The 15578-nt window shown below is 37.3% G+C and carries 9 protein-coding genes; 7 read left to right on the top strand and 2 right to left on the bottom strand.

Annotated features, from left to right (window positions below):
• Window positions 1–156 precede the first annotated feature (156 nt).
• From EO244_RS15705 to EO244_RS15695, 3 genes are all read left to right on the top strand, one after another.
• The gene (locus EO244_RS15705; protein ID WP_129255639.1) at window positions 157–633 is read left to right on the top strand and encodes an NADH-quinone oxidoreductase subunit NuoE family protein; all 477 of its coding nucleotides are present in this window, start codon (window positions 157–159) and stop codon (window positions 631–633) included.
• Window positions 634–669: 36 nt separating this feature from the next.
• Window positions 670–1857, top strand: a complete 1188-nt coding sequence (locus tag EO244_RS15700) for an NADH-ubiquinone oxidoreductase-F iron-sulfur binding region domain-containing protein (protein ID WP_129255638.1) — start codon at window positions 670–672, stop codon at window positions 1855–1857.
• Window positions 1858–1940: 83 nt separating this feature from the next.
• The gene (locus EO244_RS15695) at window positions 1941–3731 is read left to right on the top strand and encodes an NADH-dependent [FeFe] hydrogenase, group A6 (RefSeq protein ID WP_129255637.1); all 1791 of its coding nucleotides are present in this window, start codon (window positions 1941–1943) and stop codon (window positions 3729–3731) included.
• Window positions 3732–3893: 162 nt separating this feature from the next.
• On the opposite strand, the gene kdsA is transcribed toward EO244_RS15695, so the two are convergent.
• Together kdsA and EO244_RS15685 are read right to left on the bottom strand one after the other, a co-directional pair.
• Window positions 3894–4712 (bottom strand): 3-deoxy-8-phosphooctulonate synthase, encoded by an 819-nt coding sequence (gene kdsA, locus EO244_RS15690; RefSeq protein WP_164977518.1) that lies wholly within the window; start codon window positions 4710–4712, stop codon window positions 3894–3896.
• Between the two features lie 77 nt (window positions 4713–4789).
• Window positions 4790–5623 carry a nitroreductase family protein gene (locus EO244_RS15685; protein ID WP_129255635.1) on the bottom strand — a complete coding sequence of 278 codons (834 nt, stop codon included), beginning with the start codon at window positions 5621–5623 and terminating at the stop codon, window positions 4790–4792.
• A 144-nt stretch (window positions 5624–5767) separates the two neighbouring features.
• On the opposite strand from EO244_RS15685, the gene EO244_RS15680 reads away from it, so the two are divergent.
• The 4 genes from EO244_RS15680 to EO244_RS15665 all read left to right on the top strand — a co-directional run bounded on the left by EO244_RS15680 (window position 5768) and on the right by EO244_RS15665 (window position 15516).
• Window positions 5768–7696, top strand: a complete 1929-nt coding sequence (locus tag EO244_RS15680; RefSeq protein WP_129255634.1) for a histidine kinase — start codon at window positions 5768–5770, stop codon at window positions 7694–7696.
• 353 nt (window positions 7697–8049) lie between these two features.
• Window positions 8050–10740 carry a zinc-dependent metalloprotease gene (locus EO244_RS15675; RefSeq protein ID WP_129255633.1) on the top strand — a complete coding sequence of 897 codons (2691 nt, stop codon included), beginning with the start codon at window positions 8050–8052 and terminating at the stop codon, window positions 10738–10740.
• Window positions 10741–10835: 95 nt separating this feature from the next.
• On the top strand, window positions 10836–14165 hold the full coding sequence (locus tag EO244_RS15670; protein WP_129255632.1) for a SusC/RagA family TonB-linked outer membrane protein: 3330 nt from the start codon (window positions 10836–10838) through the stop codon (window positions 14163–14165).
• Between the two features lie 10 nt (window positions 14166–14175).
• Window positions 14176–15516 carry a RagB/SusD family nutrient uptake outer membrane protein gene (locus EO244_RS15665; protein WP_129255631.1) on the top strand — a complete coding sequence of 447 codons (1341 nt, stop codon included), beginning with the start codon at window positions 14176–14178 and terminating at the stop codon, window positions 15514–15516.
• Window positions 15517–15578 lie beyond the last annotated feature (62 nt).

Below are 15578 nucleotides of genomic sequence, written 5' to 3'. Positions count from 1 at the left end.
CAGAATAATTAGCATAAAAACTAATCTATCTCACAATAATAAGAAAATGAACGAACCTTAACTCGATACTGTTTGTTTAATCTGAGCTTGATATATGGAGCCAGACTTAAAATGTGTATCGTGTTTAGTTTATTTGTTTTAACAAAAAATCAAACTATGAACAATCAGGCTGAATTAGTAAAAGATCTTGCAATTGAACATGGTGTTAAAAGGGAGGAATTACTTCCTATCCTGCAGGCTGTTGTTGAAAAAGATCGTTATTTATCTGCAGATGCTATTCTTAAAATAGCAGAAGAAACTAAAATACCTGCCGCTGATGTCTATGGTACGGCTAGTTTCTATTCATTTTTGGATATTATCCCCCGTGGTAAATACGTCATTCGTGTTTGTAAAACCATTACCTGCTCTATGAAGGGGAAAAACCAGATTCTTTTAGCGCTTGAAGATTTCCTAAAAATAAAACTTGGCGAAACAACGCCGGATAAGCTATTCACCATATTAGAAACCAATTGTTTGGGATGGTGTCATAAGGCCCCGGCAATGTTGGTAAACGATGATGTTTACACAGAGTTAACACCTAATAAGGTGGTTGATATTCTGAGTTCATACAAGCAAGAAGCTGATGCTGAATAGTATCAATAATTTTTTAACGCTTAAAATCTGAGTTTTATGACAACAAAAATAAAACAACTCAAGAGAATAGATCTTATTTTCAATCATGAAGACGATTGTAAAGAAATATTAAAGAAGTCCTTCGATCGCACCAATGAAGAAGTGATTAACGAAATGGTAAATTCGGGTCTAAAGGGACGTGGAGGTGCAGGTTTTCCAACAGGGTTAAAGTGGAAATTAACAGCTGAAGTGAAAGATAGTCCTAAATATGTTATTTGTAATGCCGACGAAGGAGAGCCGGGAACCTTTAAGGATAGAGAAATATTAACACGTGTGCCGCATAAAGTGTTGGCTGGAATGGCGATGTGTGCAAAAATAATAGGATCGAGACAAGGTTATATTTACTTAAGAGGTGAATATAAATTTTTGGTTCCCCAATTGAGAGAAGAGCTACGAAAATTTCATCAAATCATGGATGAGTTGAACCTTGATTTTGAAGTGGATATTTTTCTTGGTAGTGGAGCATACATTTGTGGTGAAGAATCAGCCTTATTTGAGTCGATGGAAGGGAAACGAGGCGAACCAAGAAATAAGCCTCCATTCCCAACCGAGTGTGGTTATTTAAACAAACCTACCGTAATCAATAATGTTGAAACCCTGGCTCATTCCTATACTATTATGAAATATGGGGCTAAAAAGTTCCGCGAACTTGGGGTTAAAGATTCGTGGGGGTCCAAGGTGTTTTCTGTTTCTGGTGACACGCCAATCCCAGGTATTTACGAGTTGGAATTGGGTATGAGTGTTCAGGATTTTGTTGATGATTTTGGCGATGGTGATACCAAGGCTGTTCAGGTTGGAGGAGCCTCGGGTTTTCTTGTTCCGCGTAAGCGTTTTGCCAAATCTCATATTGGATATCAGGGGAAACTGACTGGTGTATCTCTGCCAACTGGTGGTTCTATGATGATTTTTAATAGTTCTCGATCCATGTATAATGTATTGGATAATTACCTTGATTTCTTTCAGGAGGAGTCTTGCGGGCAATGCACACCTTGTCGGGTTGGTTGTCAACAGCTATTGAAAGGGATAAAGGCTGTGAAACGTGGTGAAAAGCCAGCTGCTTATTTAGATAAGCTTTTAAAACTAACCGATACGATGCGTTTAACGGCTAAATGCGGTTTGGGGCAATCGGTCGCGAATTCCTTTTCTTCCATTGTAGAAAATTTCCGTGAAGAAATGATTTACTAGTGGATTTTGATTTTAGAATCTGATGTTCAATTTTTTGAGGAAGTCTAGTCATACAGATAACCTCATGTCTAAAGAGAATAAAAATGTCAAACACGATCAATTTATCAATTAATGGAATAGCTGTTAGTGTAGAAGAGGGAAAAACCATACTCGAAGCAGCTCAAAAATTACATATAAATATACCCACTCTCTGTTATCACAAAGACTTGTGTATAGCCGGAAATTGCAGAGTCTGTGTGGTAGAACAGGCAGGCGTTGACCGACTGGTGGCTTCATGTGCTACACCCGTTAGCGAGGGGATGGAGATTAATACCAATAGCTTGAAGGTGAGAAATTGCCGTAAGCATATTATTGAGCTTTTATTAGCCGAACACAACGAGGAATGTACCAAGTGTTACCGAAACGGGCATTGTGAATTGCAATCTATTGCGGCTGATCTTCAGATAACCAATCCGGATTTTATTGATTTGGTTCCTGATAAGAATTACAGTATTGATTCATACTCACCATCTATTGAAAAGGATGACAGTAAATGCATTCGTTGTCAGCGATGCGTGCGAACCTGTGCTGAAATTCAGAGTGTTGGTGCCATTGCTGTGGCGCATAAGGGTGCTGAGATGAAGATTTCCACTTTTTTTAATCAGCCTCTTAACGAAGTGGTTTGCACCAATTGCGGACAGTGTATTGTGCATTGCCCTACCGGAGCTTTAGTAGAAAAGTCGTATGTGGAGCAAGTTTGGGATGCTATTGCAGATCCTGAGAAGCATGTTGTGGTACAAACAGCTCCAGCCGTGCGGGTTGGTTTGGGTGAAGAACTTGGTTTTGAAGCCGGAACACGAGTGACTTCAAGAATGGTTGCCGCCCTACGTCGTTTAGGATTTGATTCGGTATTGGATACCGATTTTACGGCAGATCTGACCATTATGGAAGAGGGCACTGAACTTTTAATGCGTTTAAAAGCAGCTTTGTTTGATGATAATCCTGATGTTGCATTGCCAATGGCAACTTCCTGTTCGCCAGGTTGGGTGAAATATATTGAGCACAAATACCCGCAGTATCTACCAAATTTATCCACATGTAAATCACCACAGCAAATGTTTGGAGCATTGGCTAAAACCTATTACGCGAAGAATATTGATGTGAATCCTGCAAATATTGTGTCGGTTTCGATTATGCCTTGTACAGCTAAAAAATATGAGGCAAACCGACCTGAAATGAAGGATAGCGGTTTTAAAGATGTTGATTTTGTACTGACCACCCGGGAGTTGGCCGTTATGATTAAACAGGCGGGTATTGAATTCGATCAGTTGAATGAGGAGAATTATGATTCCATTATGGGAATTGGTTCTGGTGCGGGGGTTATTTTTGGAGCGACAGGTGGTGTGATGGAAGCCGCTTTACGGACAGCTTATGAAATTGTTACTGGTCGTGAAGTGCCTTTCAATAATTTAGAAATTAAACCGGTTCGGGGTTTAGCTGGTGTGAAAGAAGCCGTTGTATTGATTGAAAATGTTCGTCCTGAATGGAATTTCCTTGAAGGGGTAGAACTGAAGTGTGCTATTACGAATGGTTTGGAAAATGCACATCAGCTGATGGAAGCTATCGAAAGGGGAGATCGTTATTATCATTTTATTGAAATTATGGCATGCCCCGGTGGATGTCTTGGAGGAGGTGGTCAACCCTTCCCGGTAGATAATGAAATCCGCCAGAAGCGTATGGATGCAATATATTCAGAAGATTTATCGCTGACACTTAGAAAATCTCATGAAAATCCTGAAATTACTCAGATCTATGAGGAATTTTTAGGGAAACCCCTGAGTCACAAATCGCATGAGCTTTTGCATACCTCTTATGTGAAACGTCAGCCTTATTAGAGCTGGTAGGGTTTAGATATCAAACCATTCTTGAATGGTGATTGGTATGTTTGGTAAAAACAATTTCGTTGTATCATTGCTTTTGGGGATGATAAAGACGAAAAATCCCTTGTAGGCTTTATGCTTACAAGGGATTTGAAATTTTATAAATGATGATTTTCCTTAAAATTGATTGATCACTTTACGGATTGCAACCAATTTTGTTAATAAATCTTCAAGGTAATCCAAATGCAACATGTTTGCACCATCAGATTTGGCATTGGCCGGATCGGGGTGTGTTTCAATAAAAATACCATCAACACCAACAGCAATACCTGCTTTAGCAATAGTTTCAATTAAATCAGGACGTCCTCCGGTAACGCCGGAAGTTTGATTGGGTTGTTGTAGAGAGTGGGTGATATCCAAAACAACCGGACAATTGTTTTCTTGCATGGTTGGAATACCACGGTAGTCAACAATCATATCCTGATAGCCAAACATATTACCACGGTCAGTCAAAATAACTTGATCGTTCCCTGTTTCTCTAACCTTATTAACAGCAAATTTCATCGATTCTGCAGAAAGAAATTGCCCTTTTTTAATATTCACAACTTTTCCTGTGTTAGCAGCAGCCACCAATAAATCAGTCTGGCGACAAAGAAAAGCCGGAATTTGCAGAACATCAACATATTGGGCAGCCATGGCAGCTTCTTCTGCTGAGTGAATATCTGTGACAGTTGGAACGCCAAAAGTATCGCTGACCTTTTTTAGAATTTTTAATGCTTTTTCATCCCCAATACCCGCAAATGAATCCAAACGCGAACGGTTGGCTTTTCGGTACGAGCCTTTAAATATGAAAGGAATTTCAAGTTTGTTTGTGATTTCGACTATACGCTCAGCAATTTGCATTGCAATTTCTTCACCTTCGATAGCACATGGACCTGCCAAGAGAAAAAAGTTGCCCGATTCGGTGTGTTTTATATTGGGAATATTTTTAATCATGATATATTGAGTTTTATTTCTTGCAAAAATAGGAAAAGCTTTGAGAAATAGAGAATCATCTTAATGATAAAGAGGATTTACTTTTTTGTCAGATTGACTCGATTTAGACTCAAGCCTTCCGATTGAATGGCCCGAGGGTATTTAACTGCAGATTTCCCAAAAACCATTCCGTACCCAACCGTGTAATCCTTAGGAATGCCGATTTGTTCGGCTATGTCCGGATCGATATCGTTTAATACCCATGTCAACATCCCATTCCATAAGGTTCCGATATCATGGCTGTTTGCCAGAAGTTCAAAATAGGAGAGAGCAATCAGACAATCGGGTAGAGGTGATGAATTTTTCTTTGGTGCTGAAGCGATCAGAAGATGGGGTGCATCTCTGAAGATAACATCAACCTGATTGTTTTCCCAGACTTTTTGAATGGCGTACAGAAATTCGAATTGTGGCAGGAGAGTTTTTGCTTCACCCGCTTTTTTTATGGCTGCATAAATTTTATCCCGAAACAAGTCTAAGTCTTCTTTATTATCGATAAGGGTAAAGTGTACCGAGTTGTAGTTGTGACCTGTTGGAGCGTATGCCGTTGTTTCCAGAAGTTCTTGAATAAGATTTTGATCCAAATCCTCGTGCAGGTATTTTCTGATTGACCGACGGGTTTTAATCAAACGAGTCATTCCTTCATATGTGGGGCGTTCACCATCTGCAGGTAAACTATTTTCAGGCTTTTTCCCAAGAATTGATATTGCAGCAGTAGGACAAATAGCCAAACAGTGTTGACATTTAAGGCATAGCTTCTCTCTCGATTTGCGGATGCCGGGTTTGGGGTTCATATTAATAATTCCAACGGGACAATCCTGAGCACACAGTCCGCAAGTAATGCATTTATTCTCGTCAATTATAAAATCTATCATTCCTGATTAATAAGTCGTTTTTAATTTGTGCAAAGTAAATCACAAAGTTTTATAAAGAAAAGCATACTGCAATAATCGTTTTATTTTAAAGCTTACCAAGCGTATATTTCATAGCTTTGCAAAATATTTAAAGAAAAGTTCCCAATGAAACGGCGTAATAAATCCATCGTACAGGTCGGTATTGTTATTATTGTAACTTTTGTGATCGTTGCTTATTTAATAGGCGAAAAAATGTCACAAACTGCTCGTAATATGAGTGTTGATTTGGCTGTGTCAAAAGCTCAGAACAGTTTTTTGATCGTTAAAAATAAATTGAAGGATAATTACCAGTTTTCAATTGAGCTTGGAAAGACTCTTGAGGAAATTATTAAGGTGAATGGCATTCAATTACCTACGATAAGTGAACAATTGGAAGGTGTATTGATTGGAAAAAATGATTTTTATTCGTGTTGGTTTATTGATCTTGAAAAATCGGAAGAGGGATTGTTTTTTACTCATATTGAAGAAGGCGTTGGAAAAAAAGAAATTGATGCAAGTCGAAAAGCATTATTTAAGAATTTGCAGTTAAAGGGAGAGGAGTTTGTTTCTCCTCCTTACTTATCTCAGGATAGTCGTTTCTTGGTTTCTATTGTTATGCCTGTTAAAATAAAAGGGAATCTTGTGGGAGCCTTGGGGCTTGATATCGACTTATTTAATTTTCAACAACACTTTTACGATGAGCAATCTTTAGGGCGGGCTTATGTATCAATCATATCTTCTGAAGGCTATTGTATTATTCATCCCGATGAAAAAAGAATTGGAGCTGGAATAAATAGTATGAGTGATAGTAACAATGTGAAGAAGGTGCTTATCTCGGGTGAAAAGTATCAGGCTGAGGTTGTTTCTGATTTTCTTCAAGTTCCTGTTGTTCGTGTGTATCAATCGATACAATTGGGTGAAATCAATGCCAATTGGTTGATTTCAGTAAGTGTGCCTTTATTTAATGTTGAAGAGGCTGTGCAGGAAGTTCGAAATTCCACGGCCTTAATTGGTATTGCCCTGGCATTTTTATTGATGGTGTTCTTGTACTTTTCACAGCGTAAATGGCTTTCTGAATATGATAGAAGACAAAAGGCGGAAACAAAACATCGGGCTGTTGAGAATAAGTTGTCTTCAATTATGGAGAGTACGGATCAAATTATGATTTTTTCAGTTGATCGGGATTTTCATTATACGAGTTTTAATTCGGTATATCAAAAAGATATTCTTGAAAAGGAAGGGGTTTGTATCGAGCTTGGGGATAATGCTTTAGGAGTTTATAAGACAGATGTGCGTGAGTTAATGCGGAAATCTTTTGAGAGAGCGATTCAAGGCGAACATTTTTTGATTGAATATGAGAGAAATCAGCAGCATTATCAGCAAATATTCAATGCTATTTTTGATGAAGATAATATTGTAATTGGGTTCTCAAGTTTTCGATTTGATATTAGCGAAACAGTTGAGTTGAGAAAGCGTGCAAATCAAGAAGAAGAGGAGAAGGTAAAGGCTCAGTTGAAGAATATCAAAAATCAGATTAATCCTCATTTTCTGTTTAACTCACTTAATTCGTTATATGCTTTGGTAGAAGCTGAGCCAGGATTAGCTCGCAAGTTTGTTTTGAAATTGTCAAAAGTTTACCGTTATCTTTTGGATCAAAACAATTCAAGTCTGATCGATTTAAAACAGGAGCTGGATTTTATGAAGCATTATATTTTCCTTCAGAAAATTCGGTTTGGTGAAAATTTGAGTTTAGACTGTGACATTTCTGATTGTTATATGAGTTCCAAGTTGCCATCGGTCAGTTTGCAGTCACTTGTGGAGAATGCCATAAAGCACAATATTGTAACTTCAGAAAAACCGCTTCTGATTACAATACGAATTGAGAATGACGAATTGGTTGTTGCCAATACCTACCAATTGCGTTCAGATGTTGGGTCGAGTTCGGGCACAGGCCTCAAAACACTTAATGCTTTATATACCTTTTTAGGTAAAGAGCAGCCTAAATATGGTGTAGAGGGAAATCTGTTTGTTGTTCGACTACCTCTTATCTCATAAATCTTGCCCCGTATTTTAGTGCAAATTGTCTGTTTAAAAGTTCATATGAATTGAGCATTTCATCATTCTAAAAATGTTTGAATTGGGATCGTTATGCGAGTCTGTTTGAGGCTTGCATTTTTGTTCATTCTCTTTTTTTTACGATTCACTCTTCAATTTTCCTGATTCACACCCTTCCTTTTTATTGCTAATTACAAAAAATAGATTTTTGTTTCAGATCCTCTTCAAATGGATCTAAAATAAATTTTGGTTAGTAAACGGTTAGATCCTGCACGGGCATGTTATACGCAAAAGATATTTGTTTATACAATTATCTTTTGTGTCAGCCTTTGCAAAAAGAACAAACACACTGAATGAGCTTAAACACACACACACTTAAAAAGACATTAGCCGTAGCTATAATGACAACTTGTATTCTTGGTGGGATACAGGAGCAAACGCAGGCTGCTATTTTAAACCAGGAACAATCTGAAACCGGGGTTTTTAAATTTTTCAAGAAAAAAAATAAAAAAGCCGACAAAGAGGATGCAAAGGTGACTGATGAGAAAAAATCAACTCTCAAGAAATACGACGACGTTATTACTTCTGATGCAGTAAGTCAGAAGGGTGTTATCGATATCCATCGGGTAAAGAAAGATTATTTTTTTGAATTGGATAAAAGTCTATTGGGGCGTGATTTTTTATTGGTGAATAAAATATCTAAAGTACCCACTGAAATTAATGAGTTGGGATTTAATAAAGGAATCAACTATCAAAACTTATTAATCAAGTTTGAATTGGATACGATTCTTAAAAAAGTATGGGTAAAAACATATAAGGCTGCCTACTCAAGTAAAAAAGGTGATGCAATTACGAAGTCATTCGAAGATAATTATATTTCATCTATCAGAGAGAGCTTTGATTTATCTTGTTTGGGAAAAGATTCAACCTCTTATGTCTTTAAGGTGAATAAGGTTTTTGATGGTTCCGAAAAAAGTTTGAATGATCTTTTTGGAATTCTGGGGATGCCAGGTTCGGCAGTTAGTACGCTTTCGAAGATTGATGAAGTAAAGTCTTTTCCTGAAAATGCCATTGTTAAATCGTTATTGACAACAAAGGCCGAAGGAATTACGGTTTCAATCGAAGTCACATCAAACATCGTTTTATTGAACGAAAAACCAATGAAACCCCGTTTTGCAGACAGAAGAGTGGGGTTCTTCTCTACAAAGCATTTTTATTTTAACGATGATCAGCAAGCCCTGGAGAATCGCGAATTGGTAAATCGTTGGCGTTTAGAGCCTAAAAAGGAAGATGTTGAGAGATATTTAGCAGGTGAATTGGTTGAGCCACAAAAGCAAATCGTTTATTATATCGATCCATCAACGCCTAAACAATGGAGACAGACTATCAAAGATGGGATAAACGATTGGCAGATTGCTTTTGAACAAGCAGGTTTTAAAAATGCTATTATTGCTAAAGATGCACCAATTAACGATCCTGATTTTGATGGCGACGATGTGCGTTATTCTATGGTGACTTATGCCGCTTCGAGTCAGGCAAATGCAATGGGACCTTCAGTTGTTGATCCACGTTCAGGAGAAATTATTGAAGCTGATATTATTTGGTGGCACAATGTGATGACGGCTTTGCAATCGTGGATAAGAATTCAAACCGGTGCGATTGATCCAAAGGCAAGAGCCAATAAATTCGAGAATGAGCACATGGCACATGCCATTCGTTTTGTGTCTTCTCATGAAGTGGGCCATACCTTGGGTTTGATGCACAATATGGGAGCTTCGTACGCTTATCCTGTTGATTCTTTGCGATCGAAAACCTATACCGATAGAATGGGAGGAACCGCTCCTTCCATCATGGATTATGCGCGATTCAATTATGTGGCACAACCAGAAGATGGTGTTGAAAATATTACCCCGCAAATTGGAGTGTACGATATTTTCGCAATAGGATGGGCTTACAAATGGAATAATAAAAACACGCCATGGGATGAGTTGAATGATCAATCGGCTATGATTCGTAAACATGAAACGGATCCATTATACCATTATGGTCCGCAGCAGGATGGTAAGAATACGATTGATCCGTCGGCACAAAGTGAAGATTTGGGGGATAATTCGATGCAAGCAAGCCGTTATGGATTGAAGAATTTGAAACGTATTGTGCCACAGGTTGAAAACTGGACTTACGAAGAAGGTCAGGATTATGAGAAAGCCGGTAAGATGATGATGGGAATCATTGGACAGTGGTTTACCTATGCCAATCATGTGGTTACCAATATTGGAGGAGTTTATCTTGATCATCCGGTATATGGTGAGCAAAAAGCAGCTTATGCTCATGTAGAGAAAGCTAAACAAAAGGATGCCATTAAGTATTTAATTGATGAAGTAATTGATATTCCTGCTTGGTTGACAAAAGCTGATGTTTACAATAAAACATACCCTATTAAAGAATCGCCAATTGGAGATATTGAATATGCACCAACGACTCTATTTCGCGACTTGCATGCTCGAATATTTTATTCGCTTTTACAGAAAGAAAGGTTGCTTAGAATGCTTGAAAACGAAGCTGTAAATGGTAATAAAGCTTACACGGTTGCAAATATGCTGGACGATTTGCATCAGGGGATTTTTAAGAAAACAATCAAGGGCTATAAGCTGAATGTTTACGATCGTCAAAGTCAAAAAAATTACATCGATGCCTTAATCATTACCCAGAATAAGGCTATGGAGAAAACAACTAAAAAAGCATTGCACTCTGATTGTTCCTGTTCTTTGCACCATCACATGCCTGTTTTGTGTGACTATTCGGTGAGATCAGTTGGCATGTTTGAAGATGAAAAGGCCGATGGCGGTGATTCCAGAAATTTTAATCGTAATCTGGTATATGCCACGATGAATCGTGTTTCGGATGCGGTTTCAATGAAAAGAGGTGAGTTGATGAAGATTCGATCCTTATTGAAGAAACGTTTGACGATAAATGATCAAGCGACTCGTTATCACTATACTGATTTAGTTTTGAGAATTGAAGAAGCACTCAATATGAAATAATAAAAATCTGTTTGACAGATGGGGTAAAGAAATCTACCCTATCTGTTTTTTTACTTACAAAAACCACTATTTTAATAACCTTTAAAAATTGAACTATGAAAAGACTGCTAACCTGGCTTTTGATCTGTTTACCAGCCATCGTATTGGCACAAGAGACGAAGCAAATTAAGGGGAGAGTACTCTCAGCAACCGACGGCGATGTGCTGATCGGTGCTTCTGTGTTTATAGACAAATCGACAATTGGAGCTGAAACGGGAGTAAAAGGAGTGATAGAGAATATCACAATGGGAACGATTACCGATTTGGACGGTAATTTTATACTTGAAGTACCTAAAGCATTGAAAACTATTTCGTGTAGCTTTCTGGGTTTCGAAACTCAAGTGGTTGATATTGCTGGAAAAGATTTTGTGACAATTAAGCTTAACAATTCTAATAGTCAGTTAGGTGAGATTGTTGTGACAGGATATCAGAAAATTGAAAAACGCAAATTAACCTCAGCAGTAGCTAAAGTCGGTGCTGATAAGATTATGCAGGCAGGTATTGCAAGTGTTGATAATATGCTTGCTGGTCAGTTGGCTGGTGTGACTTCTATGCCAACAAGTGGAGCGCCTGGCGCACCTGCTAAAATTCGTATTCGTGGTACCGCGTCATTAAATGGAACCCAAGATCCTCTATGGGTTGTTGACGGTGTGCCTTTGGAAGGTAATGATCTCCCTGATTTTAATGATTCTGATAATATTGACCAGTTATACAATTCTTCAATTGCTGGCTTGAATCCTCAGGATATTAAGGATATAACTATTCTTAAGGATGCGGCTGCAACAGCTATTTATGGTGCGCGTGCTGCTAATGGAGTAATTGTAATTACCACAAAAAACGGTAAACAAGGTAAAATGAGAGTAAGCTTTAATAGTAATACTTCATTTACTTCTCGTCCTGATTTAAGCAAACTAAATTTGATGAACTCAGATCAGAAAGTTGATTTAGAGTTAGCCTTGGCTGGACGTGAAGATTTGACTTACAGATCAGGTAAAGGTGGTGTTGCTCGTATTTTAAATAAATATGACCAATTGGATGCTTACAGAACAAATGGCTTTTCCGGAATTAGTAATGATGCTCAGACTGAAATTAATAGTTTGAGAAATACCAATACAAATTGGGAAGATTTATTGTACCAAACCTCTGTTAATCAAGATCACTCTTTGAGTATTTCTGGTGGAGACGATTTTGCGACTTACTATTTTTCAGGTGGATACTATAACGAAAAAGGAACGACTATCGGAACTTCTATGGATCGATATAATGTGACTTTAAAAACAGATTTCCAATTAAGACGTAATTTAAAATTTGGCGTTGGTGTATTTGGATCAGAAGTCGAAAAGAATTCGTATTTAACAGGAACTGATTTCTTTACAAACCCATCTTATTATACTCGTACTGTCAATCCTTATCAAAAGGTATATGATGAGAAAGGTCGATATGTGTATGATGGTGAAATTCAGGAATCTGATGACGCTTATGTACCTTTTAATATTATCGAAGAGCGTGAAGGAACTTCTCATAAAATGAAGAGCCGTAAGCTGAATGTGAATTTTGACCTGGATTGGGAAATTACTGCTGATTTAACTTTGAGATCACAACTAGGTATCCAGTCAGATAACACTCAGACAACAAAAGAAGCCAAAGAAAATACCTATTATTCAAGACAGATAAGAGAGAGGTCTCGTCGTTGGGATCCAGTAGCTAAAGAGCGTTTACCTTTTATGCCTGAAGGCGGGGTGTTAAGAAGTTGGAATGGAGAGAATCGTTCTTACAACTGGAAGAATATGCTTGAATGGAATAAAGTTTTTAATGATGTTCATGAGTTCGACGCTATGGTTGGTAATGAATTGAGAGAAACTGAAAGCACTCTTGTTCATTCAAGTATCTATGGTTGGAATCCTAATGGTTTGAATGGAACTGCTGTGATCTATCCTAATGAATCTGATGCAAAAGAATTTAATAAGGATTCAAAATCCTATATTAAAAATAGATATGCATCATTTTTTGGAACAGCATCTTATACCTACAACAGAAAGTATACGGTATTTGGTAGTGTTCGTTACGATGGTTCTAATTTATTTGGTACAGCTTCAAAATATAAGTACACACCTCTTTGGGCATTGAGTGGTTCATGGACCGCTTCTGAAGAAGATTTTCTTAGAAATGTCAATTGGTTGAGTAATTTGAAATTACGTGCATCATATGGTTTGCAAGGAAACATTGATAAGGAGACTTATCCTGTTGTTGTTGGGAAATACAAGCAGAATTCAATCCTTCCAGGTTTTAGCGAGCAAGGTATTGAGGTTTTATCTCCTCCTAATGATAAATTACGTTGGGAAAAAACAAGAACCTACAATGCAGGTTTAGACTTAGCTCTTTTTCGTCATGCTGTTCGTATTAGTCTTGATGTGTATGACAGGAATAGCTCAGATTTGATTGGTATGAAATCTATTCCAATGGAGAATGGATTCGAATTTACTAATGTGAATTGGGCAGAGGTTTCGAACAAAGGTTGGGAGTTTAGTATTGCAACAAGAAATATTCAAACGGATAATTTTGAGTGGAATACCAATTTCAATATCTCTCATAATAAAAGTAAAGTAAATAAAGTTCAGGTGCGTGATAATCAAGGTACACCTTCTTTAGAAGGGCATCCTGTAAATTCTGTTTTTGTTATTAAAACAGCAGGATTAGATGAGAATGGTTACCCAATTTATTTGAAAGATGGTAATAAGCTTAACGGACAGGAATTCTTCAAGTTGTATGATGCTTATGCCGAGTGGTGGCCAGGAAATGTGTCCGCTTCATCTTTAACTTCCGAAGAAACCAGAAACCTATTCTCATATGCAGGTGATGCTGACCCTAAATATTCGGGAGGTATCATTAATAATTTCAAATACAAAAACTTTGATTTAACTGTATCTGCTAATTTTAATTTGAAGATGATGCGTATGGCGCGTCCTCCATATGATATTACAGATTACGATAGAGGTCGAAATGCACCCGTTGATATTTTAGACGTAATTGAAGGAAGAAATACGAAATACCCTAATTTGATGGGTAGTACATCCGGTGATGGAAGTTATTGGATGGAGAAGAACTGGCATGCAGTTTCAGATCCTGTAAATACATATCAGGCTTTGGATATTTGGTTAAAAGAAGTGAATTATATGAGAATAAGTAGTATCCGTTTGGGTTATACTTTATCTCAGCAATTAGCTGATCAATTAAAATTGAATAGTGTTCGATTTAGTTTTGAGGCACGTAATCCTTTTGTAATTTCGAATGGATACGACGGTTATTTTGATCCTGAATCATATGGAAATATTTATTCACAACCACAAGCTAAATCATTCACTATAGGTGTAAATGTGACTTTCTAAAACTGGAAATATGAAAAATATAAAAGTATATATCAGCATAATGCTAGCCCTATTGGTGTTACCATCATGTGACGAATATCTGGATGTAAAGCCTGCAGATACAGTAATACCAGAAACGATGGAGGAATTTAGAGCTTTAATGACCAGAGCTTATTATTTAGTTCCTGCTGAGAATTCAAAACTAACCATGCGTACCGATGAAGTGAAATTCTACAGATGGGCATGGGAAAATGATATCGCTTCTTATAAGGATATTTATTTATGGGAAGATGAAACACCAGCTCCATCAACTTTATCTTTTGGATGGCAAAGTTTTTATAAAGCGATCTTTTATGCCAACCATATTATTGCTGAAGGTTCTGAAATTACAGACGGGACGAAAGAGGAAGTTGAGCAATTACAAGGTGAAGCTTATTTAATGCGCGCTCTGATGCACTTTAATTTAGTAAATCAATATGCTTCTCATTACGATTTAAATTCATCTGCTACTGATAAAGGAGTACCAGTATCAACAGTAATTGATTTGGAAGCCAATTATGTACCTTCAACAGTTGCAGAAGTATATGGACTTGTAGAATCAGATTTAACTAAAGGTTTGGCTCTATTGAATGTTGAAGAATATGAATTGGGTAAAAACTACCGTTTTACTAAGACTTCTGCAAATGCTCTACAAGCAAGAGTTGCTTTGTATAAAAACGAATGGGAGAACGCTTTAGCTTCTGCTAAAACAACTTTAGCCATAAAATCAGACTTGGAAGATTTAAACAATTCAGAGAGTTTGATTCCTAGTGAATACAATTCTAAGGAAAGTATCATGGCTTTAGAGGAAGGTATTCATGCTGCAGTTGTAAATTCAGTATTTGTTTCTGACGAATTGATGGGCGTTTACGATATAGATAATGATTTGCGTTTTGCAAAATATTATTCTGATAATGGATCAGGATCTTATGTTGTTTCTAAAGGTGGTGATGATAAATTTCGTTGTACTTTCCGTACAGCTGAATTGTATTTGATTGCAGCTGAAGCTTCTGCTCAACTGGATAAACTTGACGATGCTCGTGATTATTTGAATCAGCTGAAAGTAAAAAGACTAAAACCTGATTTCTACTCTACAGAAGTTGCACGTATTGCTGGTATGAATAGAGCAGAATTGATTAAGGAAATTCTAACTGAGCGTTTCCGTGAGTTTGCTTTTGAAGGTCATCGTTGGTTTGACTTAAGAAGAACAACGCAGCCTGAGATTATTCATGTTTTTGGTGATGAAACAGTTGTGTTGCAACAAGGTGATCCTCGTTATACATTGCCTTATCCTCAGGAAGCGATTAATAATAATCCTAACTTGGCAAATTAATTGTAAGAGGTTAATAAAATTATCTGAATCAAAAATGGGGCTTTCTGATAAAGACTGCCCCA

The organism is Ancylomarina salipaludis (assembly GCF_004122035.1).
GTDB classification, from domain to species: domain Bacteria; phylum Bacteroidota; class Bacteroidia; order Bacteroidales; family Marinifilaceae; genus Ancylomarina; species Ancylomarina salipaludis.
This window is presented reverse-complemented; position numbering and strand designations above follow the sequence as displayed.

What these genes read in the sequence shown, in the direction of transcription:
- EO244_RS15675 (WP_129255633.1), top strand. Translation starts at nt 8,050, where the DNA reads ATGAGCTTAAACACACACACACTTAAAAAGACATTAGCCGTAGCTATA.
- kdsA (WP_164977518.1), bottom strand. Translation starts at nt 4,712, where the DNA reads ATGATTAAAAATATTCCCAATATAAAACACACCGAATCGGGCAACTTT.
- EO244_RS15695 (WP_129255637.1), top strand. Translation starts at nt 1,941, where the DNA reads ATGTCAAACACGATCAATTTATCAATTAATGGAATAGCTGTTAGTGTA.
- EO244_RS15680 (WP_129255634.1), top strand. Translation starts at nt 5,768, where the DNA reads ATGAAACGGCGTAATAAATCCATCGTACAGGTCGGTATTGTTATTATT.
- EO244_RS15670 (WP_129255632.1), top strand. Translation starts at nt 10,836, where the DNA reads ATGAAAAGACTGCTAACCTGGCTTTTGATCTGTTTACCAGCCATCGTA.
- EO244_RS15705 (WP_129255639.1), top strand. Translation starts at nt 157, where the DNA reads ATGAACAATCAGGCTGAATTAGTAAAAGATCTTGCAATTGAACATGGT.
- EO244_RS15700 (WP_129255638.1), top strand. Translation starts at nt 670, where the DNA reads ATGACAACAAAAATAAAACAACTCAAGAGAATAGATCTTATTTTCAAT.
- EO244_RS15665 (WP_129255631.1), top strand. Translation starts at nt 14,176, where the DNA reads ATGAAAAATATAAAAGTATATATCAGCATAATGCTAGCCCTATTGGTG.
- EO244_RS15685 (WP_129255635.1), bottom strand. Translation starts at nt 5,623, where the DNA reads ATGATAGATTTTATAATTGACGAGAATAAATGCATTACTTGCGGACTG.